The following is a 23,835-nucleotide window of genomic DNA, read 5'->3' on the forward strand; positions in this document are numbered from 1 at the left end:
CGCGGTCGACACCGGGGACCGAAGCGGGAGCGACCCCGCGCTCACGCCGCCCGTTCGGACACCCGATCGACCCACTCCGCTGCCGACTCGGTTCGGCCGCGGAGCCACGCGTCGACCGACCACTCGCCGGCGCCGGTCACGAGAAGCGCCGACGCCAGCCCGAACAGCGAGATGTGTGCGAGCACCGGGTCGTCGGGGAGCCCGAACAGGGTGGTGGTAAACAGCAGAAAGGCGACCGCGGAGGCGCCGCGGGTGAACGCACCCAGAATTAGGAGCGTGCCGACCGCCGCCTCGGTGACCCCCGCGCCGACGACCCAGAGTTCGGGACTCACGGGGACGACGGCGGTCAGGTTGTATTTTGCAACCACCGCGGTCGCGTTGCCGGGGTTCATCAGTTTCTGCGTGATCCCCAAGTACACGAACGAGACCCCCAGTCCGACCCGGACGATCACGGGGACGAGCGCCCGGTAGGGATCTACCCGGTCGACGAACGGGACCGCCACCGCGCGGTAGAAGGGATCGATCCGCGAGTAGACCGTGTCGGCGTCGGCGAGCCGGGAAACCACGTGGTCCGCGCTCGGCCGTCCCCCGCCGAGGAGTGCGATTGCGGCGAACGCGGGGACGTACTCGACGGCCAAGAGCAACGCCGGCTCGAACGCCAGCCCGCCGAGATACCCAACCAGCCCCACGAACGCGATGAGACGTGTCCCGAATCCGAAGAGCAGGAGAAAGCCGACTGCGATCCCGAACAGTCGGACGAACGTGGGCGACGGAAGCGTCACCGCCGGCGAGAAGTAGTAGCCCGCAAACCCAGCCCCCACAAGGGGTAACCCCACGCTCAACCGGAGGAGCCACGGCAGCAGGTCGCGGTAGCCCGCCATCGTGTCGCGGAAGACCGCGAGGTCGCGCTGGAAGGGTCTGAGCCGGAGGTACACCGCCGCGACCGCAACGCCCCCGACGCCGCCGGCCGCGAGCAGCGCGATATTGAACGGGTTCGTCAGCGCCGTGCGAAGGAACTCCGCGACGGCCAGGGGGTCGCCGCCGGGCGTGACGTACCGGACGTGCGCAGCGGCTCGCCCGGCGAGGCTGAGCGTCACGAGGACGACCGCAAGCGCGACGACGACGCGTCTGTGGAGGGCCCGAATACACATACTGATCCGTTCGTCCCCGGGGGTGAAAGAGACACCGACACACCGGAGGAGCCGGCCCACGGTCGGGTGCGGATACAGGGTCAGTGAACCGCCCCGGGGGAGAACCGACAGGGGACCGCCGCCACGCGCTCGAAGGGGGCGATCGACCTCGCCGTCACTCCTGGTAGGCGATCGACCTCGCCGTCACTCCTGGTAGGCGATCGACCTCGCCGTCACTCCTGGTAGGCGATCCGGACCTGTTCCCACTTGTTCTTCGACGCGAGTTGGCTCTGGAGGGCGTCGGCGTACGCCTGGGTGAGTTCCTCCGCGGCGTTGACTCGGTCCTGATCCACGCCGCCACCGCCGCCCAATCCGAGCGCGCCTTTCAGAGAATCCACGATTCCACCGCCGCTCGAGCCGGGTTCGCCGCCGGATGCGCCCCCCATCTGCGACATCTGCGAGCGGACGTTCTCGAGTTCGGGCATGATCTGCGGGAGCTTTTCGGTGTCGGCGACGATCCGTGCTCGCTCGGGGTCGTCGGCGTGTTCGATGTCGAGTTCGGTTGCGGTCATGATCAGCCCCCACTCCTGGCTGCTGAACTCCGAACTCCGCACGCGGTCGTTGAACTCCCTGTCGACAGTCATCCGGTCTCCGACGATGCTGTCGGTCCAGTCGGTCATACCGCCCGGTACGGCGGTCGCCGGCTTCAGCGTTTCCCCGGGCCTGGCGGCGCCGTATGGGAGCGAAACGCGGCCGAGCCACTACGGAAAGGAATTTTTGCCTGCGAAAAGACTGCGGGATATGGACCGATACGACCTCCTCTACCGCCTCTACGACGAGACGGAGACCGACACTCTCCGGGATCTTCGGGATTTCGTCGACCTCTTTCCGCCGGTCGATTCCCGGGTCGCACTCGAATACTGGGAGGACGCGAGTGACGAACTCGACGCGCGGAAACGCGAGATAGAGGGGGCGTACCCCCAGGTGGATATCCTCGCCGACATCGCCGCCCGCGCGACCAGAGAGCAGACGTTCACCGCCGTGGACCTCCACTCGAAGTACGGCCGTCGGGTCAACGCACTGGTACTCGATGTCGACGAGACGCTCCGGTCGGCCGGCCGGACCGACAACGAAATCCCCCGGGAGACGCTGCACCTCCTGACCGAACTCCACGAGTCGGGGCTCCCGATCGTGATCTGTACCGGCCAGACGCTCGAAAACGTTAAGGGGTTTATGATCCAGGGGCTGGGGACCGGACTCGTCCATTCCGGGTCCCTGAGCATTGTCTACGAGGCCGGGACGGGAGTGTTCACCCCCGGCCACGGATCGGACACCAAGCGACTCCTCTACGAGGGGGTAGACGAGTCGATCCGGTCGGTGTTCTCGCGGGTCCGATCGCGCGTGTTGACCGCCGCGCCGCCGGAGCTCCGGCAATGTGTCCACCTCCAAGGCAACGAGTTCAACGTGACGCTGAAACCCAACTTCGACGTCGGGAGCGACGCCGCCGAGCGGGTGATCGATCAAGGGCTTGTCTACCTCGTCGACCTCCTGGGCCGGGCGGTGGTCGAATCGCTGGACGTGGGCGGGGGTGACGGGGTCGACTCCACAACTGGCGGCGGCACCGACCGCGCTGCCGACTGGGCCCGGGCGTACTACGCCGACGCGGACCCCGAGATCGCGGCCGTCCTCGAGGGTGAGGCCGCGACCCCAGAGCGGGAGGTCGATGACGTCCCCGGAGCGGTCGGGGAGCGGTTCGACCGGATCGACGTGGCGTACTACCACGCCGACGCGGCGGAGATCGGGTCGCTCGACCTCGACAAACCAACCGGCGTCCGGGCCGCACTCGACGTGTTGGAGATCGACGATCCGTTCGTGGTGGTGATGGGCGACAGCAAGTCCGACCTCCGGGTGATGGAGTGGGCCGACCGGACCGACTCGGGGATCGCGGCCGCGCCGAGCCACGCTTCGGCGTCGGTACTCGACCACGTCCGCGCCACCGACGAGCTGGTGTACGACCCCGGCGACGCGGGGTCGGTGCTACGGATCGCGTCCGTGTTGAACCGGCTGGACGAGTGGTGAGGCAGTGTCCCGAACTATATCCGACTACCCGCACAAAACGGACCGATGACCGACTGGATCGGCGACACGTTCACGAGTTCGGCCGGATGGGACCACCTGGAGACGCTGGTCGACACCGATACCCGGATGGCGGGCACAGACGGGGAACGCCGCGCGGCGGAGGCGACGCGCGACGCGCTCACGGAGGTGGGTGCGCGAGACGCGCGGCTCGAGACCGTCCCGATACAGGGGTGGGAACGCGGGGGGTCCGCGATCGACGCCGGCGACACCACGCAAGAGTGTATCGCACTCCCTCGGAGCCCCAGCGGCGAGACAACGGGGGAGTTGATCGACCTCGGACACGGGCTGCCCGCGGATTTCGACCGAGATCTGGCGGGAGCGGTCGTGATGACAGCCAGCGACGTGCCGGGGTGGTACGACCGATATCTCCACCGGCGGGAAAAGTACTACCGCGCGGTTGAGGCCGGCGCGGCGGCGTTCGTCTACGCCAACCACGTCGAGGGGTGCCTTCCGCCGACTGGCAGTGTCGGCACCGAGGCGTCGCCGATCGGCGATATCCCCGCGGTCGGGGTCTCGAAGGAGGTCGGTGCGCGTCTCGCACGCCGGTTCGAGGGGGAGTCCGTGTCCGTTTCCGTCGATGCGAAGATCTCGGGGGCGACGAGCCAAAACGTCCACGCGGAGCTGGGACCGGACACCGACTCGGAGGTGCTGGTCACGAGTCACGTCGACGCACACGACATCGCCGAGGGGGCGGCGGACAACGGCGCAGGAACCGCTGCGGTCGTCGAGATCGCCCGGGCGCTCGCTCGGCGGGAGGCGGAGCTGGACACCCGCGTCCACGTCATCGTGTTCGGCGCCGAGGAGGTCGGCCTCGTGGGCTCCCGATACGACGCCGAACGGCGGGACCACGACGCGATCACCGCGGTCGTGAACAACGACGGGGTGGGACGCGCCCGGGACCTAGTGTGTGACACCCACGGGTTTGATGATCTCGCCGACGCCGCTGCCCGGGTTGCCGACCGGATGGACCACCCGATCGACACCCCGCCGGAACTCGGCCCCCACAGCGACCACTGGCCGTACGTAACGTGGGGGGTGCCGGGGTATTTCGTTCGCTCCGACACCGGGAGCGCCGGCCGCGGGTGGGGGCACACGTACGCCGATACCCTCGACAAACTCGACCCACGCGACCTCCGCGAGCAGGCGATCCTGCTGACCGAGCTGGTCGTCGAACTCGCGGCCGAGGACACGACGGTCGCACACCGGTCGCCGGAGTCGATCGCCGACCAGTTGGAAGCCGAAGACCTCGCCGAGGGGATGCGGGTGATCGGCGACTGGCCGTACTGAGCCGACGGAGGTACCGACCCCGGGGGCCGGCCTCACGCCCTCCAAAGGTTTACCTCATATCGAGTAAAGCACTCCACATGGGCGTCGACTACGCCGACTTACACGATCCGAACGCGGAGTACACGATGCGGGAGCTGTCCGCCGGCACGATGGGGGTCACGAACGACCGCGGCAGCGGTCGCGACGTGGCGATCACCGACGTCCAGACCACGATGGTCGACGGCAACTTCCCGTGGACGTTGGTCCGCGTCTACACGGACGCCGGCGTCGTCGGGACGGGCGAGGCGTACTGGGGTGCGGGCGTCCCGGAGCTGATCCAGCGCATGAAGCCGATGGTCGTCGGGGAGAACCCCCTCGACATCGATCGGCTCTACGAGCACCTGATCCAGAAGATGTCGGGCGAGGGGTCGATCGAGGGTGTGACCGTCACCGCAATCTCGGGGATCGAGGTCGCACTCCACGACCTCGCGGGGAAGATCCTGGGCGTGCCCGCCTACCAGCTTTTGGGGGGGAAATACCGCGACGAGATGCGGGTGTACTGTGACTGCCACACCGCCGACGAGGCCGACCCCGACGCCTGCGCCGACGAGGCCGAACGGGTGGTCGAAGAGCTCGGCTACGACGCGCTGAAGTTCGACCTCGACGTGCCCTCCGGATTGGAAAAAGACCGCGCCAACCGCCACCTCCGGCCGGGCGAGATCCGGCACAAAGCCGAGATCGTCGAGCGGGTGACAGAGCGCGTGAAGGATCGCGCCGACGTCGCGTTCGACTGTCACTGGACGTTCTCCGGGGGGAGCGCAAAGCGGCTCGCCGACGCGATCGAGGCGTACGACGTCTGGTGGCTGGAGGATCCCGTGCCGCCGGAGAACCTCGATGTCCAGGAAGAGGTCACGAAGTCGACCACTACCCCGATTACGGTCGGGGAGAACCGCTACCGCGTCACCGAGGAGCGCCGGCTGATCGAGACCCAGGCGGTCGATATCATTGCACCCGACCTCCCGAAGGTCGGCGGGATGCGCGAGACCCGGAAGATCGCCGACGTCGCAAACCAGTACTACGTACCGGTCGCGATGCACAACGTCTCCTCGCCGGTGGCGACTTTGGCCGCTGCCCACGTCGGCGCCGCGATCCCGAACGCCCTGGCCGTCGAGTACCACTCCTACGAGTTGGGGTGGTGGGACGACCTCGTCGAGGAGACCGTCATCGAGGACGGCTACATCGAGATCCCCGAGGAGCCGGGACTCGGGGTGACCCTGGATATGGACGCCGTCGCGGAGCACATGGTCGACGGCGAGGAGTTGTTCGACGAGGCTCGCTGATCGAGGACCAGCAAGCCAGCACCAAACACGATGCGAATGGGAAAGGTGAGCCAATCGAATTAGAGAGCGAACAGAAAAAATGGATTCGTGGAGACAGGCAAGCCAGCAACTGGCTTGCCGAAGAGGTTCGACCGATATTCATCCATGACCGAGGCGCTGACTCATTTGCCTTCTGCCGTGAAGTGACAGACGACTTGGACGCTGGGTTCATCGTCCGTGCGAATCAGAATCGCTGTATTCAGACGCCGTCCGGAACGGACGGGCGTCTGATTGACTGGAGTGAAGATCTCCCCGAACACGGTCGCACATCTATCGAGATCGAACAGGGGAATGGAAGGAAAGCCCGAGAGGCTGAGCTGATCGTTAAAGCCGGCTCGTGTGAGCTGCTTCCACCGCAGAACGATCCAACTCACACCAATCCAGTCGAGGTAAACGTCGTGCGAATCGACGAACGCGGAGAGCAAGACGACCCGATTCAGTGGGTGTTACTCACCACTGAATCGGTCGCTAGCTTCGGTGACTCGCTGAGTGTGGTAGAGTCCTACCGCGTTCGATGGACGATCGAAGACTGGCACAAGGTGTTGAAAACTGGCTGCCGGATCGAGGAACGCCGGCTGGAAACGTGGGAACGGATGGAGGTTTTGTTGAGTGTCTATTCGGTGATTGCGTGGAAGGTGCTAGAGTTGCGAGAGCTTGCTCGGGGAGATATACACCGTTCACCGGAGGCTCTCTTGAGCGAGACTGAGCGGTCAATTCTGGAAATTCTGTTTCCAGAATTGACCGATAATGAGGCTCAAGCGTACGCAATTGCGGTTGCGAAGATCGGTGGCTATCCTGACCGGAGCTCTGATCCACCGCCTGGTTGGGAAACGATGTGGAAAGGTCTCAAGAAAGTTCAGACCTGGGCGGAGGGATACGAACTGCACTCCTGAGACTTATAGGTAAGAGACAGCGCTAAAGCACGGGGCTTTCTCCTCAATTCTCCGTAAGCCGGATCAAACTCGTGAGGCGCAGCCTCACTGCGTTCGACTGAGCGAAGCGACGTCGAGTCAATAAATCTCCGAGTTGTGTTGTTCGATCCCACGTAACCGGACCAGTCTCGGTGGAGGGACCCTGACGACGGTCAACTGAGCGGAGCGACGTCGTGTTCGTTGCGCTCCGCCGGGCCGGGCGAGGATCGAACCCAAACTATACTGCCTCCAACGGCGAACCGTCGATCGATGAGTAACTCCAAACTAACCCACTACGAAGTCAGTGCAACGCGTCGCAGCCCCCAACGGACGGAAGTCACGACCGAGGACGGCGAGTTCGTGGTCGGACACGACGTGAATCCCGTCGAGTACCTCCTCGGATCCCTCTTGGCCTGCATCAACTCGACTGCGACGATGGTCGCCCGCGACATGGAGATCGATATCGAGTCCCTCGAAGCTACGATCGAGGGCGACGTGAACTACGCGACGTACCTGGGCAAGACCTCCGAGGACCGTCCCGGACTCCGGGGACTGGACGTGACGCTCTCGGTCGAGACGGCGAGCGACGCCGACCTCGATGCCTGGCTGTCGGCCGTTGAGGAACGGTGTCCGGTTTCCGACAACGTGACAAACGAGACGCACGTCGGCCTCACGCTCGAGTGATCCGTCAGTGACTGACTGTGGCGGCCAGCCTCGAGAGGGCGGTCGCGAGGCCGCTGCCGCAAGTATCGCCCGTCAGGGCCGTCCGCCGACCCTGGATGGGCTCCACCAAACGCTCCCCGGATACGGCTTCGCCGACCGGGTCGCAGGATTCGATAGGTCGGGCGGGTGAACTACCCGGTCTTCCCGACTCAGCAGATCGGCTTCGGGTCCACACCCATTCCGACGAGCACGTCGGCGAAGTCGTCGTAGGCGAGTTGTATCGTGTAGTTCGCGACTGACTCGGCGGTCTCCCACTCTTCGTCTGTCTCACAGACCGATTCGAGCAACTCCAGCCCCCGCCCTTGGGCTTCGCTGGTCTCGATCCGCAGGTCGCGGAAGGCGTCGGCGGCGGCCTCGTCGGCCTCGTTGACGAAGAAGCTGACCACCTGAAGGTGCGTGCGATCGCTGACCAGCGTTCGGCCCAGCAGCCCGCCGGCCAGACGTTCGACAGTCGCCTCCCGATCCCGGAGGTAGGCGTGCATCGGGCCGCTGCCCGGCGGCTCCACCGCCTCGCCGAGGAGGTCGACGACCCGCTCATAGTGGCGCTGTTCTTGATCTGCGACGTCGGCGAACAGGTCGGCGGTTGCGTCGTGCGGTTCGTCGGCGGCCCACGCGGAGAAGGTCTCGCGGGCGGCGACTTCGCTGGCGGCGGCCGCCCGCAGGACGCTCTCGCGGTCGAGTTCGGCGTCGGTCAGCGCGAGCAGCAGCTTGCTCGAACCGAGACGGTCGAGTTCCGTTTCCTTGGCCGTCTCCACGGTGGCTCTGAGGTCGTCCGTATTCATACTCCCGCTTCGACGTGGGCGGCGATAAGCGTTGGTGGCGGGTGGCGTCGATCCACGCCTCGCAACGTGGACACGCGTCCGGCTGAGGCACGTGCTCCGAGCCGCACCCCACCCTGCGGTTTAATCCGCCGGGCGTCGTAGCTCCGAGTATGAGCGACGCCGACTACCCCGAGCAGGGCGGCGAGGTCGACACCCTCTCGCCGGCGACACTCGCTACCCGGATCCGGGCGGGCGAGTCCGTCTCGATCCTGGACGTCCGAGACCGCGACGAGTACGACGCCTGGCACGTCGACGGCCCGGGCGTCACCAGTAGACAGATCCCCTACGTGAGGTTCGTCCAGGCGGAGATCAAGGGGAGTGTGGCCGACGTCGTGCCGGACCTCCCCGAACCGATCGTCGTGGTCTGTGGCGAGGGGGAAGCCAGCGCGTACGTCGCAGGCCTCCTAGCGACGGCCGGCGTCGAGGCGGCGAACCTGGCGGGCGGGATGGGCGCCTGGGCGGAGCTGCTGGTCGCCGTCGAGGTGCCAACCGATTGGCAGGCTACTGTTCGCCAGTACCAGCGTCCCTCGAGCGGCTGTCTCGGCTACCTCGTCGAGCGCGACGGCGAGGCCGCAGTCGTCGACCCGCTCCGGGCGTTCACCGAGCGGTACGTCGCAGACGCCGCGGACCTCGATGCGGCCATATCCTACGCAGTCGACACGCACGTCCACGCCGATCACGTCAGCGGGGTCCGCACAGTCGCCGACCGGACCGACGCCGAGGTGGTCCTGCCCGCCGGCGCGGCCGACCGCGGACTCGACTTCGACGCAACACTCGTCGGTGACGGCGAGACGCTCACCGTGGGCGGGGCGAGCCTGCGTGCGCTGGGGGCCCCCGGCCACACCCACGAGATGACGGCGTTCGTGGTCGGCGACGCCGCTCGGAACGGGGGCGAGACCGGCACCGCCGGAGGCGACGTCCTGCTCGCGGGTGACAGCCTGTTTCTGCGCTCGGTCGCACGCCCCGACTTGGAGGACGGCGTCGACGGCGCGCCCGAGCTGGCTGCGCTGCTCCACCGGACACTGACGGAGCGGTTCGCCGGTCTTCCCGACGATGTCCTCGTGGCACCGGGCCACTACGACGCCGCCACGACGGCCGCCGACTCGGGGGCCTACGCCGCCACGCTGGGCGATCTTCAGGCGTCGGTAGGCGCGCTATCGATGGGCTCCGACCGGTTCGTCGACCACGTGCTCTCGGCGATGCCACCGCGGCCGAACAACCACCATCGGATAATCGCGACGAACCTCGGGCGCGAGCGCGTCGACGATGGGGAGGCGTTCGAGATGGAGCTCGGACCGAACAACTGTGCGGCCGCAGGGGTCGACGCCGACTGATACGGGACGGGAACGACGTGCCGGTCCTCGCCGACCCGTGTGAGCGACGACCCGCCACTGCCGACGGCACGGGGCGACGGCCCGGCGCCGCTCAGTCGTCCGCTGCGGCCTGTGAGGTGTCGGCCTCGTCGCTCCCGATGCTCGCCGGATAGACGCCACGTCGGAGCTTCAGATCGCTCTGCGGGCGGGCCATACACGTCAGGGCGAACCGCTCGGCCTCCTCGTCGGTCAGCCCGCGGGCCGCCGGCTGAGTGACTTCCCCCTCGATGATTTCGGCGGAACACGCCAGACACATCCCCACGCGGCAGGAGTACTCCTGTGCGATTCCCGCCTCGATGCAGGCTTTCAGGACGGTCTGTTTGTCGGAGACCTGGAGGGTCTCGTCGGTGCCGACGAACTCCACGGTGTAGTCGGTCATACCCCGTCGTTCGGCGGATCGCGACAAAACTCTTTGCGAAACCGGGGCGGCCGGGGCTCCCGCGAGGAACGGACACTGTGCGGACCCGCGACCACATCACTCCTCGGTGTCGTCGGTCTCGACGTCGGTCGCGCGAACCGTCATCACCGGCGCATCCGCGGTTCGGATGACCTTCTCGGCGACGCTGCCCAGGAGGAACCGGCCCACGCCGGTCCGGCCGTGGGTCCCCATCACCGCCAGGTCGATGTCCTCAGTGTCGACGTAGTCGACGATCGACCGGTGGACGATCCCGGTTTCGATCGCGGTCTCGGCCGCGACGCCGGCGTCGTCGGCCTGTGCCGCGATCGCCTCAACCGCCTCGGTTCCCTCCGCCCGGAGTTCGTCTGCAACCACGTCCGCCGCGGCTTCCAGCGATGAGTACGTCCCCGCGTCGACGACGTACAGGGCGTGGAGCGTCGCGTCGTACTGCTTTGCGAGGCCGATGGCGTGCTCGATCGCGTCTTCGCTTGCGGTACTCCCGTCGGTCGGAACCAGCACTCGGTCGTACATAGATGCGTCCGCGCCTATGTTGCGGGCGGGTTAGAAACCCCGCCCTGTTTCACACCTGGTGGGATCGGGCGCCCGGACGGATCACAAAACTTCTATCCGCCCAGTCGGGAGAGGTCGCTATGTCGCGCGACCCCGAGCGTGGAGACGGCGAGCCCGGTGTCGCTGACGGTCCGTCGGACGGCGGGCGGCTCCGGAACGATCGCGTGGTCGTGGGTGTCGCCGTCGTCGCCGCCGTCGGACTCGCACTCCGGGTGGTCGGGCTCGGGTCGCGGCCGTTCCACTGGGACGAGGCGCGGGTTGGGTACTGGGCGCTTCGATACCTCGAAACCGGCGCGTTCCGGTACCGACCCGTCGCGGGCGGCCCGCTTCTGTACCACCTTGACTGGGTCGTGTTCGCGCTCTTCGGCGTCTCCGAGCGGATCGCCCGACTCCCGGTGGCCCTGTTCGGGGCCGCGCTCCCGCTCACCGCGCTGCTATTCCGAGACCGGTTGGGCGACGCCGAGACCGTGGCGTTCTCCGCGATCCTCGCGGTCCAGCCGGTGGTGCTCTACTACTCCCGGTTCCTCCGCGGCGACGTCCCGCTGGCGCTGTTCGGGGTGGCCGCCGTCGGGTTCACCGTCCGGGCGTGGGACCGCCGGAGCCGGCGGGACGCCTACGCCGTCGCGGTCGCGCTCCCGCTCGCGGCCGCGGCGTCGGGGTTCGTCGTCGGCTACCTCCTCTCGTGGTTCGGCGCGTGGGGTCTGGTCGTCGACCAGCGGAGCGTCGCGAGCGACAGCGGAGCGGGAGCGCGCGCGTCCGTTGCGGCACTCCGCGACCGGGTCGCCGGCACCGCGACGCCCGCGGCCCGCGCCGGACTCCTCGCGACCGCGGTGGCGAGTGTCCTGTTCGCGCCTCGGTCGGGGTCCACTACGGGAGTCGGTCTCGACGACCCGACGACGATCCACCTCGCGGTCTACGAGGGGACCGTCGGCGCGGTCCGGCGGTTCGTCGGCGTTCGCGTGGTGGATCGGTTCCCCGATGGCACCCACGCCGTCCTCCCATACCTGGGCGACGCCGGGGAGCTCCTGGTCGCCCTCGCGCTCCCGGTGACGGTCCTGGGCGTCGGGACCGCGCTCTACGCGCGGTACGCCCCGCAGCGCCGGCCGCTGGTCGAGGGTGTGGGGTATTGGGGACTGCTCGCGGTCGTGGTATTCCCCACCCTCTCGGAGGTGTCTGCGCCGTGGACGCTCGTCCACGTCGTGGTGCCGCTGTCGCTGCCCGCCGCCGTCGGCCTCGTCGGCGCCCTGCGGTGGGGCGCGTCGGCCGCGACGGACGCCGGATCCGGTGGAGTCGGCGCCCACGCCGGAGGTGACACCCCGGCGATTGACGCCGGGACCGTGGTTGCGGTGCTCCTGGTCGCGCTCGCAGTCGGAGCGGGGACCGCAGCGGTCGGGGCCGACGTGTACGGGCCACCCGACCGAACCACCCAACTGGCGCAGTTCGCCCAACCCGCCGACGATCTCGACTCGATCGGGGTTGTAGCGCGGACGGCGGCCGACGGCGACCCCGCGACCGCGGAGGTGGTGTACGTCGGGTCGTCGTACCACGTTCCCGCGGCGGTGACGACGGGGACGCCACCCGTCGGCGACGCGTGGGGCAACCGGCTGCCGTTGCCGTGGTACGTGGCGTCCGCCGGCGCGGACGCGACGAGTACGGCGAACGCGTCGACGTTCAAGACGGCGTACGGGAACGCCACCGTGCCGCCGGTGGTGATCGCGGAGCCGACCCACCGGGACGCGCTGGCGGACCAGCTGGGCGACGGCTACGAAGCCACGATCTACCGGTTGGGACTGTGGAACCGCGAGGTGGTCGTTTTCGTGAACGGAGAGACGGCTGGCGTCGAGGACCGACCGGAACCGCGACTCGGCGCTACCGGAACCCCATCGCTTCGATCTGCTCTTGATACCGGTTCCGGATGGTGACCTCCGTGACTTGGGCGACGTCAGCGACCTCGCGTTGGGTCTTCTTCTCGTTGCAGAGCAGCGACGCCGCGTAGATCGCCGCCGCCGCGAACCCCGTGGGTGACTTCCCGGAGAGCAACCCCTGCTCGGCGGACACGTCGATAATCTCGGTGGCCTTCGACTGCACCTCCTCGGAGAGTTCGAGCGCCGAGGCGAAGCGCGGGACGAACTGCTTCGGATCGACCGGCTTGAGTTCGAGTCCGAGCTCCTGCGAAATATACCGATACGTCCGGCCGATCTCCTTCTGCGGGACCCGCGAGACCTCCGCGACCTCGTCGAGCGACCGGGGGATGCCCTCCTGTCGGCACGCCGCATACAGCGCGGAGGTGGCGACGCCCTCGATCGACCGGCCGCGGATGAGGTCCTCGTTGAGCGCGCGCCGGTAGATCACGGAGGCGACCTCCCGGACCGACCGGGGGACGCCCAGCGCCGACGCCATTCGGTCGATCTCCGAGAGCGCGAACTGGAGGTTGCGCTCGCCCGCGTCCTTCGTCCGGATCCGCTCTTGCCACTTCCGGAGCCGGTGCATCTGCGACCGTTTCTCCGAGGAGAGCGACCGGCCGTAGGCGTCTTTGTCTTTCCAGTCGATCGTCGTCGTCAACCCGCGGTCGTGCATTGTCTCGGTGATGGGTGCACCCACTCGGGACTTCGACTGGCGTTCGGAATGGTTGAACGCCCGCCACTCGGGGCCGCGATCGATCTGGCGCTCGTCGAGGACGAGGCCGCAGTCGTCACAGACCAGTTCCCCCTGGTCAGCGTCGGTGACGATCTCCTCGGAATCACACTCCGGACAGACGACCACTTCCTCGTCCGTCTGTTCGGTCTCCTGCTCCCGCTGACGCTGAGGACGCGAGCGTTCCATTATAAGGTTTGTGGTGAAGCGTGGGTTTAAACCTTTGTGCTGGCAGGAAAACACAGTCTCACCGTGTTCCCCGCAGACCGCGGTCCGGCCGGCAGGTCGAACCGCGGGCGGTCCCGTGGTGTGCTCGCAGTTGCCGTTCTCGTAGTGGTTGTCTCCGCCGGGTGCCTCTCGGGGGTCGGCAGTCCGGGTGGCGGGGCCACGGACCCGGCCCGACCGGCCGGCCCCGAGACGTCTGGTGAGGGCGTCGAAGTCGCCGTCGTTGAGGTCGTCGACGGCGATACAGTCGACATCGCGTACCCGAACGGAACCGGAGACACAGTCCGGTTGCTCGGAGTCGACACCCCGGAGGTTCACACGGACAACACCCCGGAGGAGTTCGACGGCGTCCCCGCCACCGAAGCCGGCGCCCGGTGTCTCCGGCGAGCCGGAGAGAACGCCTCGGCGTACGCCACCGACCGCCTCGCCGGCGAGTCGGTCACCCTGGTGTTCGACGAACGATCCGAGCGCAGGGGCTACTACGGCCGGTTGTTGGCGTACGTCGTCGTTGGCGGGGAGTCGGTTAACCACGCGCTCGTCGAGGCCGGACACGCCCGCGTCTACGACACGGCATTCACCGAACGTGAACGATACAAGCGGACCGCGGCGACGGCCCGCGACGACCGCCGGGGGTTGTGGTCGTGTATCGACGCCGATGGTGGCGTGACGCCGACGGACGGGGCCGTCGGTGACACGACGCTCGAGGTTGCCGCAGTCAACGACGACGCTGCGGGGAACGATAACGAGAATCTCGGCGACGAGTACGTGACGTTCCGGAACGCCGGGGACGAACCGCTCGACGTCTCGGAGTGGACCGTCGCCGACGAGGGAGGGCACACCTACGCCTTCCCGGCGGGGGCCGTGGTCGACTCCGGTGCCGAGGTGACTCTCCGGACAGGGTCGGGAACGGACACGGAGACGACCTACCACTGGGGGGAATCCGGCGCGGTCTGGAACAACGACGGCGATACGGTCACCGTTCGCAACGCCACTGGGGCGACGGTGATTCGAGTGTCGTACTGACCGGCTCGCCGGCGTCGAGAAGGTTTTTGTTCCGCCGGAAAGATCCACACGCGATGCGACTACGATCTGCGCGCCCCCCGTCGGCGGCCGTCGGCGGGTGGGTCTGATGGCGACACGATCCGCGCTCGAAACCCAGTTGGCGGTCGTCGCGGGGTTCGACAACCCGCGTGCGGACCTCGAACAGTACCCCACCCCGGCCGGACTCGCCGCCCACGTTGTCCACGCTGCCGACCTGAACGGCGACGTTGAGGATCGAGTGGTGGTCGACCTCGGCACCGGTACCGGGATGCTGGCGCTCGGGGCCGCCCTCCGTGGGCCAAAGAGCGTTGTCGGCGTCGACGTCGACCGGTCGGCGCTAACTACGGCGGCCCAAAACCGACGCCGGGTCGGAACCAAGACGCCGATCGGGTGGGTCTGCGCCGACGCGACCGACGCACCGCTGTGCCCGCCGGACCCGACGACCGTGGTGATGAACCCGCCGTTCGGCGCGCAGGACGGGAACGAACACGCCGACCGGGCGTTTCTCGCGACCGCCGCCCGGGTCTCCGAGGTTTCGTACTCGGTCCACAACGCGGGTTCGGAGGGGTTCGTCGAGGCGTTCGCGGCCGACAACGCCGGGACGGTGACCCACGCGTTCCGGGCGCCGCTTGAGATCGATCGGCAGTTCGAGTTCCACGACGCCGACACCGCAGCCGTCGACGCGGAGGTCTACCGGATCGAGTGGGCCGCGGGGTAGTGTCACGCGTATCGCGGTGGGTTGTCGACAAGGGGGTCCGCGTCGTCGGGGTGGGCCCGCGTCGTTGCCGGGAGCCGCGCCGCCGGACGGAGTCATTTATCACCGTTGCACTCCAATCACAGGTAGTGAGTTCGGTTGCAACATCCCGATTCCCGACGGTCGATACCCCTCCATTCACACGGCTACAGGTGTGGCCGGAGACCGCGGGATCCCGTGTGTCTGTCGACAGTCAGTCGTGCCGCGAAACGACCGCCGGTCCGACCGCCGGGGTCGACGGATGAGCGTCCGCGACCGGGTCGGAAGCGTGTTCAAAAGCAAGGAGGACCTGGACCTCACCGGGGGGTCGATCCCGCGGTCGCTGTTTTTCCTCTCGCTTCCCATCATCGTCACCAACATGCTCCAGGTGGGGTACAACCTGGCGGACACCTTCTGGCTTGGCCGGTTCAGCACCGACGCGCTGGCCGCGATCAGCCTGGGGTTCCCGCTGGTGTACCTGTTCATTTCCTTGGGATTGGGGCTGACGGTCGCGGGCAGCGTCCTGGTGGCACAGCACACCGGCGCCGAACAGCCCGGAGAGGCGGAGTATGCGGCGTCACAGACGGTGGTGTTCACAGTCACCGCCGGCCTCGTCGTCGGCGGTGTGGGGTTCGTGTTCATCGACGAACTCCTGCAGGTGTTCGGCGCGGAGCCGGTGGTGCTCACCCTCGCGACCGAGTACATGCGCATCATCACCGGTGGGCTGCCGTTCCTGTTCGGGTTCGCCGTCTTCGTGGCGCTGATGCGCGGCGCGGGCGACACGGTGACGCCGATGGTTGTGATGCTGGGGACAGTGATCCTGAACGTGGCGCTCGACCCGGTACTCATCTTCGGGTGGGGACCGTTCCCGCGGATGGGCATCGAAGGCGCCGCCGCGGCCACGGTCTTCTCCCGAGGGTCGGCGATGGTGGTCGGGGTCTGGATCATGCTTCGCGGCGCCCACGGGATCCGAATCAATCCGCGGGACATGCGGCCCGACCCCGCGTACATCCGGCGGCTGCTCCGGATCGGCGCGCCGGCGTCGCTCGAGAACACCGGCCGCGCGCTCTCGATCAACGCCGTGTTGCTCATCGTGACGCTGTTTGCGACGCCCGTGGTCGCCGGGTTCGGGGTCGGGATCCGCGTGTTTTCGATGATCTTCATGCCCGCAATCGCGATCGACCGCGGGGTCGAGACGATGACTGGACAGAACATCGGCGCGGGCAAACTCGACCGCGTCTCCGAGACCAACCGCTTCGCCGCGAAGGCGTCGTTCCTGATCCTCGCGAGCCTCGGCGTACTCACGTTCGTCTTCGCGCCCGACATCATCCGGGTGTTCGACGATACCCCGTCGGTTGTCGCCGAGGGGGCGACGTTCCTCCGGTGGATCGCGCCGACATTCGGGTTCGTGGGCGTGCTCCGCGCGTACAGCGGCGGGTTCCGCGGCGCGGGGAAGACGCTGACCGCGGCGACGATCGCGGTCGTACTGTTCGGGTTCATCAGGCTCCCGATCGCGTACGTGGCCTCCCAGGGGCTGGTCCCGCTCGACGTCTGGATCTTCCGGACGCCGAACCCCGAGGGGATCTGGCTGGGGTTTGCGGCCTCGGGGATCATCGCCGCGGTAGTGGCGGCGGTCTGGTTCGAGAGCGGGTCGTGGCGCGACGGTAACCTGACCGACGAGGTGACTCGGAGCGAAGGGCCGGACGGCGACTCCGAACCGGAGCCGGAGCCCGGAGTCCCGCCCGCGGACAACTAACACGGGGGTGCCGAACGCCCGGTCGTTGCCGACCCGTGTGGGGTTGGCCGGCAATCGACGGCACCGATCCGTATCAGGGGTCGGGATCGCTGCTCTCGAACGTCCGGACGAACATCTCTCGAAGCCCGTCCGCGTCAAGCGACTCGACCACGTCGGTCCGAGGTTCGCCGTCACCGACGCCGTCCTCGTCAACCGCGGAGTAACCGCGGGTCATCCCCTCGCGCTCGTCGACGTCGACGTGGTAGGTGTGCGATTCCTCAATCAGGTCGGGGTCGATGAGTCCCGCGACCACCGCGGAGTCCGGCTGGGTCGTCGCGTCTCTGCCGAATGACTCCCGGTTGAACGCCCGAACCTGGGTCGTGATCTCGGTGTAGAACTCGGCGTAGGGAGTGTCGATCGACTCGATCCGCGCTAGGGTGTCGGCGTCGAAAGTGGTGTCCCGTTCCGTGAGCCCCCAATCGAAGAGGGTCACGTCGAGTTCATTCAGAGCCATCTTCGCGGCGTCGGGGTCGACCCAGAAGTTGTACTCCGCCGCGGGCGTGACGTTGCCGAGACAGTTGACGTTCCCGCCCATAACCCACACCTCGTCAAGGAGGTCGTTCAGCTCGGGCTCCGTCCGGAGCGCGAGTGCGACGTTCGTCAGCGGCGCGATACAGACCAGCGTGATCTCGCCGGGGCGCTCCCGGGCGGTGTCAACGATGTAGTCCACGGCGTGGCGGTCGCCGGAGGCGATCCCCGTGTCGGGAAACAGCGACCCGCCGAGGCCACCCTCGCCGTGGACGTAGTCAGCGAAGTCGTGGTCCTTCAACAGGGGGTCGCGCGCGCCCTCGTAGACGGTGACGTCGTCGTCGACCCCCGCGAGGTCGAGGGTGTACTTCGCGTTCTCGACCTCGTAGTCGAACTCGACGTTACCGGCGCAGATGGTGACTCCCGCAAGATCGATCCGGTCCGAGAGCGCCGCAAGCAAGAGCGCCTGTGTGTCGTCGCCCGCGGTGTCGGTGTCGATGATGACGCTGCGTGCCTCCGCGTCCGCGGTTGAATCAGCCGGGTCACTCATACACAACGGTGGTCGAACGCGGCGCAAATAGCTATCGAACGCTGGCGGCGGCCGCCCGGTTACGGCGCGAGGTACGCCTCGACAGCGGCCCGGTCGGGTAACGCGGGGACAACCTCGAAGGCGGTACACGCGAGGCCGCCGCAGACGTTCCCGAACCGCACCGCCTCCGCGAGGGGCTGGCCGTTCGCTCGCGCGACCGCGGCGCCCGCGTTGAACGCGTCGCCCCCGCCGGTGGTGTCGACCACATCCACGTCGATCGCGTCGACGTGCTCCCGGGTGCCACCGTCGTCAACGAGCGCACCGTCGGCCCCGAGGGTGAGCGCCACCCCGGAGACGCCGAGGTCCGAGAGCGCGTCGAGCAGGGACGACTCGGGAACGTCAGCAGCCGGGTCATGGCCCGCGAGGATGCACGCCTCCCCCCGGTTGGGGGTCAGTATATCCACGTTCGCGAGGAGTGACTCCGGAAGCTCCCGGGCGGGCGCCGGGTTGAGGATCACCTCGGTTCCGGCGTCGGCCGCGATGTCGGCAGCCGCAACGACGGGATCGAGTTCGGTCTCGAGCTGGCAGAGCAGTACGTCGGCCGAACGAATCGTCTCCCGGGCGTCCCGGACGTCGGCCGCCGAGAGCCGGCTGTTGGCCCCCGGTGCGACCGAGATGGCGTTCTCGCCGTCCCCGTCGACGATCACGAACCCGACGCCGGTGTGGGTCGCGCCGGTCCGGCGGACGTCGCGGGCGTCGACCGCCTCCTCGTCCCACAGGTCCACCGCCGCGTCGCCGAACCGGTCCTCGCCGATGCACCCCACGAACGAGGTCGCAGCGCCGAGGCGGGCGGCCCCGACCGCCTGGTTCGACCCCTTGCCGCCGACACCCTCCGCGAAGTCGCCGCCGAGGACGGTCTCGCCGGGCGCCGGCAGCGCCTCGACCGCCATCGACAACCCGTGGTTGTAGGAACCGACGACCGCGATCTGGGGGGACTCAGTAGCCATCGCCGCCGTCCTCCTCGGCGGCGCCTGCGTCCCCGGAGACGATCTCGACGCCGCTGGAGGCGCCGAGCAGGTCCGCGCCGGCGTCGAGCAGCGCCTGGGCGTCCGACCCGGTCTTGATCCCGCCACTTGCTTTCACCCCGACTGACCCGTCGACGCGGTCGGCGATGAACCGGATCCGGTCGACGGTCGCCTGCCCGCCGACGCCGAACCCGCTCGAGTTCTTGAGGTAGTCGAACCCCGCATCGACCGCGTACTCGATTTCGCGTTCGGCCTCGGCGTCGGTCAGCCCGCCCAGTTCCAACATCAGTTTGATCGTTGCGTTGCCCGCGGCGTCGACTAAGGCGTCGAGTTCGCGACGGAAGGCGTCATCGTCACCGGATTTGAGCCACCCGATGTTCGCCATCACGTCGATCTCGTCAGCGCCGGCCGCGACCGCGTCGCGGATGCCGGTCACCTTACTGAGGGTGCGGTCGCCGCCGAGGGGGTAGCCCAACGCCGTACAAACACTGCTGTCGGTGTCGGCCAGGCGTGCGGCCGCGAGCGGGACCCAACACGGCTGGACCATCGCGCCGGCGAACCCGTGGGCCTCACACTCCGAGAGCACCTGCTCGATCCGGGCGCGGTCCGCGGTCGCGCTCACTTCCGTGTGCTGAATGTAACCTGCGAGGTCGGCTGTCGTCATCGACCTCACCCACACCGGCCGAGTGAAAAAACGGTCCGGTTCGCGGGTGGCGCTGATTCGTCGATGTGGTCGGGATATTTTATATATAGTTGCATATACTTTCTTGAATATATTGAAACCTTTATGTGTAGACATAACGTCAGAGCGCTCAAAATTCGTTTCTCGAAGAGTTTAGATATATTTCTAGTATGAAATTGATAGTAAACTTGTATATGTTTTGGGAGCTACGCGTGAGTTCGGATTTGGGATCAGCCTCCCGCGGTCGTCCGGCACGCACCACTGGTTACCGAGGTGGGGCGACCGATCCGATCACGGACGCACACCCGGCATCGGGCCGCAGGATCCGCGGGAGTGCCGTCGGCGATAAGCGGTCGGGTAGAGGGGTATTAAGTACAGTCCGCCTCAGAGCCGAGTATGCAGATACAAGCGGTCATCGGGAGTCAGTGCCGTCGGGACTGGGAGCACACGGACGCGGCGACCGCGGAACCGGTCCGGATCGCAGCAATCGGACTGGGATGGTACACGCGGGGTCGGGCGCTGCCCGCGCTCGCCGACAGCGACCGGTGTGAACCCACGGTGCTCGTGAGTGGGTCGGCAGAGAAGGCAGAACGCGTCGCCGCGGAGTTCGAGGCGGTCGAGCGGACGCTCACCTACGACGAGTACGCTGAAGGCATCGGGACCGACGCCTACGACGCGGTGTACGTCTGTACGCCGAACGCGTTCCACTTGGACCACGCCGCAGTCGCCGCCGACCACGGCAAACACGTCCTGTGTGAGAAACCGATCGAGCGCGACAGCGGCCGAGCCGAGAACCTCGTCGGCGTCTGCGACGACGCGGGTGTCGAGGTGATGACCGCCTACCGCATGCACACCGAGCCCACCGTCCGCCGGGCGAAGGAGTTGATCGACGCGGGGTACGTGGGCGACCCCGTGGCCGTCCGTGGAGACATGTCCCAGCGCCTGCTCAAGCGCGTCAACCCCGACCCCGACCAGTGGCGGCTGAACGCGGAGTTGGCCGGCGGCGGCGCGCTGTTCGACATCGGTCTGTACCCGCTCAACACCGCGCGGTTCCTCCTCGACGCCGACCCGGTCGCGGTTGCGGGCACGACCGGGAGCACCCACGACGCCTTCGACGCGGTCGAAGAGACGGTGACGTGCTCGCTGCGGTTCCCCGGCGGCGTCACGGCCGCGTGTTTCGCCAGCCACAACGCCCGGCAGTCGAGCAGCATCACCGTCACCGGGACCGAAGGCCAGGTCCGGATCGAACCGGCGTTCTTCCAGGATCAGGACCGGAAACTCGAACTGTCCCGCGGGGACAGTCGCGCGGAGGTCGCGGTCGAACGCGTCGACCAGATGCGCGAGGAGTTCGACTACTTCGCGGATCGGCTGCGGAGCGGCGCCGACATCTACCCGGACGGACGCCACGGCGTCGTCGACGTCGAGGTGATGGAGGCCGTCTACGAGGCCGCCGACCGCGACACCTGGGTCGAGGTGTAGCGAGGAAAGCGAGCGCGGAGTCCGTCTGACCCGTGTTCAAGCGTCGGTAAACCCGTCGTGGAACCCGACGAGTTTCTCCCGAGAGAAATGCTCGACGGCGTATTTGATTCCCTCCTTTCCGACGCCGCTGTCCTTGAACCCGCCGTAGGGCATATGATCCGCTCGGAATCCGCTGACCGTATTGACGTTGACGCCGCCGGCGTCGATGTCGTCGGCCGCCCGGCGCGCCCGGTCGATATCCTGGGTGAAGATGCCGGCCTCCAGCCCGTAGTTGGTGTTGTTCGCCTCCGCGATGGCCTCGTCGAAGTCGCCCACGCTGAGGATCGGAACCAGCGGGCCGAACGTCTCCTCCGTCGCGGCGGGCATGTCGGGCGTCACGCCCGAGAGAACCGTCGGCTCGAACACCCGCTCGCCGAGGTCCCCACCATAATTTCCGCCGGTTTCGACGGTCGCGCCCGCGTCAACCGTGGCCTCGTAGAGGTCGACCACCGTCTCGAACTGCTCGTCGTCGACTATGGCCGAGACGCTCGTCGACTCCTCGAAGGGATTGCCGACCGACAGCGACTCAACGGCGTCAACGGCGGCGTCGATGAATTCGCCTTCGATCGTGTCGTGGACGATGACCCGCTCGACGCTGTTACACACCTGTCCGGCGTTGGAGCAGGCGCCGCCGACGACCGCCTCTGCCGCCTTGTTGATGTCGGTGTCGTCCCACACGATGGTGGGGTCGTTGCCCCCCAGTTCCAGCGTGACCTCCGTCATACCGCTGTTGTTCGCGATGTATTTCCCGACAGGGGTGCTCCCGGTGAAGGAGATGGCCTCCACCGCGTCGTGCTCCAAGATGGCGTCGCCGACGGTCGACCCGCTGCCGGTGACGAGGTTCACCAGCCCGTTGGGGGCGCCGACCGCTTCGGCAGCCTCCTGGAGATACTCGAAGAGGAGCACCGAGACCAGGGGGGTGTTCGAGGCGGGTTTGCCGACGACGGCGTTGCCCGCCGCGAGCGCGGGGCCGACCTTGTGCACCATCAGGTTGATGGGGAAATTGAACGGCGTGATCGACGCGACAACGCCCAGCGGTTCCCGCTGGGTGAAGCAGTGATCCCGGGTGAACCCCTTCTGGGCGTCCATCGGAACGTACTCTCCGAACATCCGCTTTGCCTGTTCGGCGGATAACTGCAGCGTCTGGACCGCGCGGTCGACCTCCCCGCGGGCTTCGGTGATCGGCTTGCCCTGCTCGCTGGTCAGGACGTTCGCCACGCGGTCGGCGTCGTCCTCGAGCAGGTCGGCGGTCCGCTCCAAGAGCTCGTACCGCTCGTAGGCCGACAGCGTCGACGCCTCGTACGCACGTTCGGCGGCGTCGACTGCGGCCGTGACCTGGTCTGCGGTCGCAAGTGGGACCGACCCCACGCGACTCCCGTCGTAGGGGTGGATCACGTCGATCCGGCCGTCGCCCGCAGTCCACTCGCCGTCGATCAACATCTGCTTGTCGAGACGCGCTGCTGCTTTCTGGCTCATACCTGTGTGATCGGTCCACATCGGTCTTAAATCTGGCTCCTCGGTCCGACCGCGTCCCTAAGGTATAAAACCACGGTCACCGAGTGGTAGGACATGAATGTCTCGGGTACAATCGTGCCGATGGCGACGCCTATCGCCGGCGGTGGTGTCGACGAGGCGGCGCTCGCGGAGTTTACACGATCGCTCGTGGATCGGGGAGTACACGGGCTGTTCCCGGGGAGTTCGATCGGGGAGTTCCCCAGTCTCACCGCAGAGGAACACCGAACACTCGTCGAGACGGTCGTGGAGGCGGCCGACGACACCACTGCGGTGATCGCGGGGTGCTGTGCCACGAGTATCGGCGACGTCCGTGCCCGGGTCTCGACGGCGGGGGAAGCGGGTGCCGACGCGGCCGTCGTCGTGACGCCGTACTACCTCTCGACAACGCAGAACGGGCTTCGGCGGTTCTTCGAGCGCGTTGCGGCCGACGCACCCCTCGACCTGCTCCTTTACAACATCCCGGCGCTCACCGGCAACCAACTTTCGGTCGACACGGTCTCGCACCTCGCCGACCTCGACACCGTCGTGGGGCTGAAAGACACCTCCGGCGACCTGGGGTACCAGTACCGCGTCGTCGAGGAGACACCGCCGGAGTTCGTGGTGTTCCAAGGGTCGACCGACATCGCGGGCGCGGCGCTGAACCTCGGTGCCGACGGGCTGATTGCGGGACCGGCGAACGTCTTCCCCGCCGAGCTCGCGGAACTGTACGACGCCCACGCCCGCGGCGACGACGCGACCGTGAACCGGATTCTGCGGGAGGTTGTGGTCCCGATTGTCAGCACCTACGACGACATCCCGACCGCGGCCGCGATCAAACACCTCGTCCGGCGGAACGGACTCGACATCGGCGACCCCCTTCCCCCGGTCGCTCCGGTGTCTCCCGCGGAACAGGAGCGCCTCGATGTCGCCTACCGTGCGGTCGCCGACCGGACGATCGAGTAACCGCCGGGGGCGGCTCGCG

21 protein-coding genes and 1 pseudogene are annotated in these 23,835 nt (G+C 67.5%); 12 read left to right on the forward strand and 10 right to left on the reverse strand.

The genetic code is table 11. From position 1 onward, the window contains the following. Positions 1 to 41: 41 nt before the first annotated feature. On the reverse strand, positions 42 to 1,151 hold the full coding sequence (locus IEX72_RS10125; RefSeq protein ID WP_188787266.1) for a DoxX family protein: 1,110 nt from the start codon (positions 1,149 to 1,151) through the stop codon (positions 42 to 44). A gap of 212 nt (positions 1,152 to 1,363) precedes the next feature. Continuing rightward, the gene (locus IEX72_RS10130; protein WP_188787267.1) at positions 1,364 to 1,810 is read right to left on the reverse strand and encodes a DUF5799 family protein; all 447 of its coding nucleotides are present in this window, start codon (positions 1,808 to 1,810) and stop codon (positions 1,364 to 1,366) included. 121 nt (positions 1,811 to 1,931) lie between these two features. On the opposite strand from IEX72_RS10130, the gene IEX72_RS10135 reads away from it, so the two are divergent. From IEX72_RS10135 to IEX72_RS10155, 5 genes and pseudogenes are all read left to right on the forward strand, one after another. Further along, positions 1,932 to 3,209: an HAD hydrolase family protein gene (locus IEX72_RS10135; RefSeq protein ID WP_188787268.1), complete on the forward strand. Its 1,278-nt coding sequence runs from the start codon at positions 1,932 to 1,934 to the stop codon at positions 3,207 to 3,209. Positions 3,210 to 3,254: 45 nt separating this feature from the next. Beyond that, complete coding sequence (locus tag IEX72_RS10140; RefSeq protein ID WP_188787269.1) at positions 3,255 to 4,556, forward strand: M20/M25/M40 family metallo-hydrolase; 1,302 nt, start codon at positions 3,255 to 3,257, stop codon at positions 4,554 to 4,556. Positions 4,557 to 4,633: 77 nt separating this feature from the next. Continuing rightward, positions 4,634 to 5,875: a mandelate racemase/muconate lactonizing enzyme family protein gene (locus IEX72_RS10145; RefSeq protein WP_188787270.1), complete on the forward strand. Its 1,242-nt coding sequence runs from the start codon at positions 4,634 to 4,636 to the stop codon at positions 5,873 to 5,875. Continuing rightward, positions 5,842 to 6,807 (forward strand): annotated as a pseudogene (locus IEX72_RS10150) (IS4 family transposase); the annotation flags it as partial. The gene IEX72_RS10145 and the pseudogene IEX72_RS10150, both read left to right, overlap by 34 nt. Before the next feature lie 288 nt (positions 6,808 to 7,095). After that, positions 7,096 to 7,509: an OsmC family protein gene (locus IEX72_RS10155; protein WP_188787271.1), complete on the forward strand. Its 414-nt coding sequence runs from the start codon at positions 7,096 to 7,098 to the stop codon at positions 7,507 to 7,509. Between the two features lie 188 nt (positions 7,510 to 7,697). Here the strand turns inward: IEX72_RS10155 and IEX72_RS10160 are convergent, their stop codons facing one another. Then, the gene (locus tag IEX72_RS10160) at positions 7,698 to 8,330 is read right to left on the reverse strand and encodes a rubrerythrin family protein (protein ID WP_188787272.1); all 633 of its coding nucleotides are present in this window, start codon (positions 8,328 to 8,330) and stop codon (positions 7,698 to 7,700) included. A 149-nt stretch (positions 8,331 to 8,479) separates the two neighbouring features. Between IEX72_RS10160 and IEX72_RS10165 the strand changes: the two genes are divergently transcribed. Beyond that, complete coding sequence (locus tag IEX72_RS10165) at positions 8,480 to 9,703, forward strand: MBL fold metallo-hydrolase (RefSeq protein WP_188787273.1); 1,224 nt, start codon at positions 8,480 to 8,482, stop codon at positions 9,701 to 9,703. 91 nt (positions 9,704 to 9,794) lie between these two features. Here IEX72_RS10165 and IEX72_RS10170 read toward each other — a convergent pair whose 3' ends face one another. Together IEX72_RS10170 and IEX72_RS10175 are read right to left on the reverse strand one after the other, a co-directional pair. After that, entirely contained in the window at positions 9,795 to 10,121 is a 327-nt protein-coding gene (locus tag IEX72_RS10170; protein WP_188787274.1) for a 2Fe-2S iron-sulfur cluster-binding protein, read from the reverse strand. A gap of 96 nt (positions 10,122 to 10,217) precedes the next feature. Beyond that, a complete protein-coding gene (locus IEX72_RS10175) occupies positions 10,218 to 10,670 on the reverse strand; it encodes a universal stress protein (RefSeq protein ID WP_188787275.1) in 453 nt (150 codons plus the stop codon). Between the two features lie 119 nt (positions 10,671 to 10,789). Here IEX72_RS10175 and IEX72_RS10180 point away from each other — a divergent pair, with 119 nt between their 5' ends. Beyond that, positions 10,790 to 12,631 carry a flippase activity-associated protein Agl23 gene (locus IEX72_RS10180; protein ID WP_188787276.1) on the forward strand — a complete coding sequence of 614 codons (1,842 nt, stop codon included), beginning with the start codon at positions 10,790 to 10,792 and terminating at the stop codon, positions 12,629 to 12,631. Here the strand turns inward: IEX72_RS10180 and IEX72_RS10185 are convergent. Then, positions 12,579 to 13,532, reverse strand: a complete 954-nt coding sequence (locus IEX72_RS10185) for a transcription initiation factor IIB (RefSeq protein ID WP_188787277.1) — start codon at positions 13,530 to 13,532, stop codon at positions 12,579 to 12,581. The two genes, IEX72_RS10180 and IEX72_RS10185, sit on opposite strands and share 53 nt — an antisense overlap. A 120-nt stretch (positions 13,533 to 13,652) precedes the next feature. On the opposite strand from IEX72_RS10185, the gene IEX72_RS10190 reads away from it, so the two are divergent. The 3 genes from IEX72_RS10190 to IEX72_RS10200 all read left to right on the forward strand — a co-directional run bounded on the left by IEX72_RS10190 (position 13,653) and on the right by IEX72_RS10200 (position 17,098). Next, positions 13,653 to 14,591, forward strand: coding sequence for a lamin tail domain-containing protein (locus IEX72_RS10190; RefSeq protein WP_188787278.1), 939 nt, complete (start codon positions 13,653 to 13,655; stop codon positions 14,589 to 14,591). Between the two features lie 106 nt (positions 14,592 to 14,697). Continuing rightward, complete coding sequence (locus IEX72_RS10195; protein ID WP_188787279.1) at positions 14,698 to 15,327, forward strand: METTL5 family protein; 630 nt, start codon at positions 14,698 to 14,700, stop codon at positions 15,325 to 15,327. A 277-nt stretch (positions 15,328 to 15,604) separates the two neighbouring features. Continuing rightward, positions 15,605 to 17,098: an MATE family efflux transporter gene (locus IEX72_RS10200; protein WP_188787280.1), complete on the forward strand. Its 1,494-nt coding sequence runs from the start codon at positions 15,605 to 15,607 to the stop codon at positions 17,096 to 17,098. 73 nt (positions 17,099 to 17,171) lie between these two features. Here the strand turns inward: IEX72_RS10200 and IEX72_RS10205 are convergent, their stop codons facing one another. From IEX72_RS10205 to deoC, 3 genes are read right to left on the reverse strand one after another with little or no spacing between them, the layout of a single operon-like run. Continuing rightward, positions 17,172 to 18,155: a nucleoside hydrolase gene (locus tag IEX72_RS10205; protein WP_188787281.1), complete on the reverse strand. Its 984-nt coding sequence runs from the start codon at positions 18,153 to 18,155 to the stop codon at positions 17,172 to 17,174. Positions 18,156 to 18,214: 59 nt separating this feature from the next. Further along, positions 18,215 to 19,141, reverse strand: a complete 927-nt coding sequence (locus tag IEX72_RS10210; RefSeq protein WP_188787282.1) for a ribokinase — start codon at positions 19,139 to 19,141, stop codon at positions 18,215 to 18,217. Next, positions 19,131 to 19,823 carry a deoxyribose-phosphate aldolase gene (gene deoC, locus IEX72_RS10215; RefSeq protein WP_188787283.1) on the reverse strand — a complete coding sequence of 231 codons (693 nt, stop codon included), beginning with the start codon at positions 19,821 to 19,823 and terminating at the stop codon, positions 19,131 to 19,133. The genes IEX72_RS10210 and deoC overlap by 11 nt, the downstream gene beginning before the upstream one ends. Before the next feature lie 414 nt (positions 19,824 to 20,237). Here deoC and gfo6 point away from each other — a divergent pair, with 414 nt between their 5' ends. Further along, the gene (gene gfo6, locus IEX72_RS10220; protein ID WP_188787284.1) at positions 20,238 to 21,320 is read left to right on the forward strand and encodes a D-xylose 1-dehydrogenase Gfo6; all 1,083 of its coding nucleotides are present in this window, start codon (positions 20,238 to 20,240) and stop codon (positions 21,318 to 21,320) included. Between the two features lie 36 nt (positions 21,321 to 21,356). Here the strand turns inward: gfo6 and IEX72_RS10225 are convergent, their stop codons facing one another. Further along, positions 21,357 to 22,835, reverse strand: a complete 1,479-nt coding sequence (locus IEX72_RS10225; protein ID WP_188787285.1) for an aldehyde dehydrogenase family protein — start codon at positions 22,833 to 22,835, stop codon at positions 21,357 to 21,359. Positions 22,836 to 22,928: 93 nt separating this feature from the next. Between IEX72_RS10225 and IEX72_RS10230 the strand changes: the two genes are divergently transcribed. Then, on the forward strand, positions 22,929 to 23,816 hold the full coding sequence (locus IEX72_RS10230; protein ID WP_188787286.1) for a dihydrodipicolinate synthase family protein: 888 nt from the start codon (positions 22,929 to 22,931) through the stop codon (positions 23,814 to 23,816). Positions 23,817 to 23,835: the final 19 nt, after the last annotated feature.

It is taken from the genome of Halobellus salinus, from assembly GCF_014646875.1.
Lineage (GTDB): Archaea > Halobacteriota > Halobacteria > Halobacteriales > Haloferacaceae > Haloquadratum > Haloquadratum salinum.

What these genes read in the sequence shown, in the direction of transcription:
- IEX72_RS10180 (WP_188787276.1), top strand. Translation starts at nt 10,790, where the DNA reads ATGTCGCGCGACCCCGAGCGTGGAGACGGCGAGCCCGGTGTCGCTGAC.
- IEX72_RS10195 (WP_188787279.1), top strand. Translation starts at nt 14,698, where the DNA reads ATGGCGACACGATCCGCGCTCGAAACCCAGTTGGCGGTCGTCGCGGGG.
- IEX72_RS10165 (WP_188787273.1), top strand. Translation starts at nt 8,480, where the DNA reads ATGAGCGACGCCGACTACCCCGAGCAGGGCGGCGAGGTCGACACCCTC.
- IEX72_RS10205 (WP_188787281.1), bottom strand. Translation starts at nt 18,155, where the DNA reads ATGAGTGACCCGGCTGATTCAACCGCGGACGCGGAGGCACGCAGCGTC.
- IEX72_RS10135 (WP_188787268.1), top strand. Translation starts at nt 1,932, where the DNA reads ATGGACCGATACGACCTCCTCTACCGCCTCTACGACGAGACGGAGACC.
- gfo6 (WP_188787284.1), top strand. Translation starts at nt 20,238, where the DNA reads ATGCAGATACAAGCGGTCATCGGGAGTCAGTGCCGTCGGGACTGGGAG.
- IEX72_RS10210 (WP_188787282.1), bottom strand. Translation starts at nt 19,141, where the DNA reads ATGGCTACTGAGTCCCCCCAGATCGCGGTCGTCGGTTCCTACAACCAC.
- IEX72_RS10225 (WP_188787285.1), bottom strand. Translation starts at nt 22,835, where the DNA reads ATGAGCCAGAAAGCAGCAGCGCGTCTCGACAAGCAGATGTTGATCGAC.
- deoC (WP_188787283.1), bottom strand. Translation starts at nt 19,823, where the DNA reads ATGACGACAGCCGACCTCGCAGGTTACATTCAGCACACGGAAGTGAGC.
- IEX72_RS10200 (WP_188787280.1), top strand. Translation starts at nt 15,605, where the DNA reads ATGAGCGTCCGCGACCGGGTCGGAAGCGTGTTCAAAAGCAAGGAGGAC.
- IEX72_RS10230 (WP_188787286.1), top strand. Translation starts at nt 22,929, where the DNA reads ATGAATGTCTCGGGTACAATCGTGCCGATGGCGACGCCTATCGCCGGC.
- IEX72_RS10175 (WP_188787275.1), bottom strand. Translation starts at nt 10,670, where the DNA reads ATGTACGACCGAGTGCTGGTTCCGACCGACGGGAGTACCGCAAGCGAA.
- IEX72_RS10140 (WP_188787269.1), top strand. Translation starts at nt 3,255, where the DNA reads ATGACCGACTGGATCGGCGACACGTTCACGAGTTCGGCCGGATGGGAC.
- IEX72_RS10155 (WP_188787271.1), top strand. Translation starts at nt 7,096, where the DNA reads ATGAGTAACTCCAAACTAACCCACTACGAAGTCAGTGCAACGCGTCGC.
- IEX72_RS10160 (WP_188787272.1), bottom strand. Translation starts at nt 8,330, where the DNA reads ATGAATACGGACGACCTCAGAGCCACCGTGGAGACGGCCAAGGAAACG.
- IEX72_RS10130 (WP_188787267.1), bottom strand. Translation starts at nt 1,810, where the DNA reads ATGACCGACTGGACCGACAGCATCGTCGGAGACCGGATGACTGTCGAC.
- IEX72_RS10145 (WP_188787270.1), top strand. Translation starts at nt 4,634, where the DNA reads ATGGGCGTCGACTACGCCGACTTACACGATCCGAACGCGGAGTACACG.
- IEX72_RS10125 (WP_188787266.1), bottom strand. Translation starts at nt 1,151, where the DNA reads ATGTGTATTCGGGCCCTCCACAGACGCGTCGTCGTCGCGCTTGCGGTC.
- IEX72_RS10170 (WP_188787274.1), bottom strand. Translation starts at nt 10,121, where the DNA reads ATGACCGACTACACCGTGGAGTTCGTCGGCACCGACGAGACCCTCCAG.
- IEX72_RS10185 (WP_188787277.1), bottom strand. Translation starts at nt 13,532, where the DNA reads ATGGAACGCTCGCGTCCTCAGCGTCAGCGGGAGCAGGAGACCGAACAG.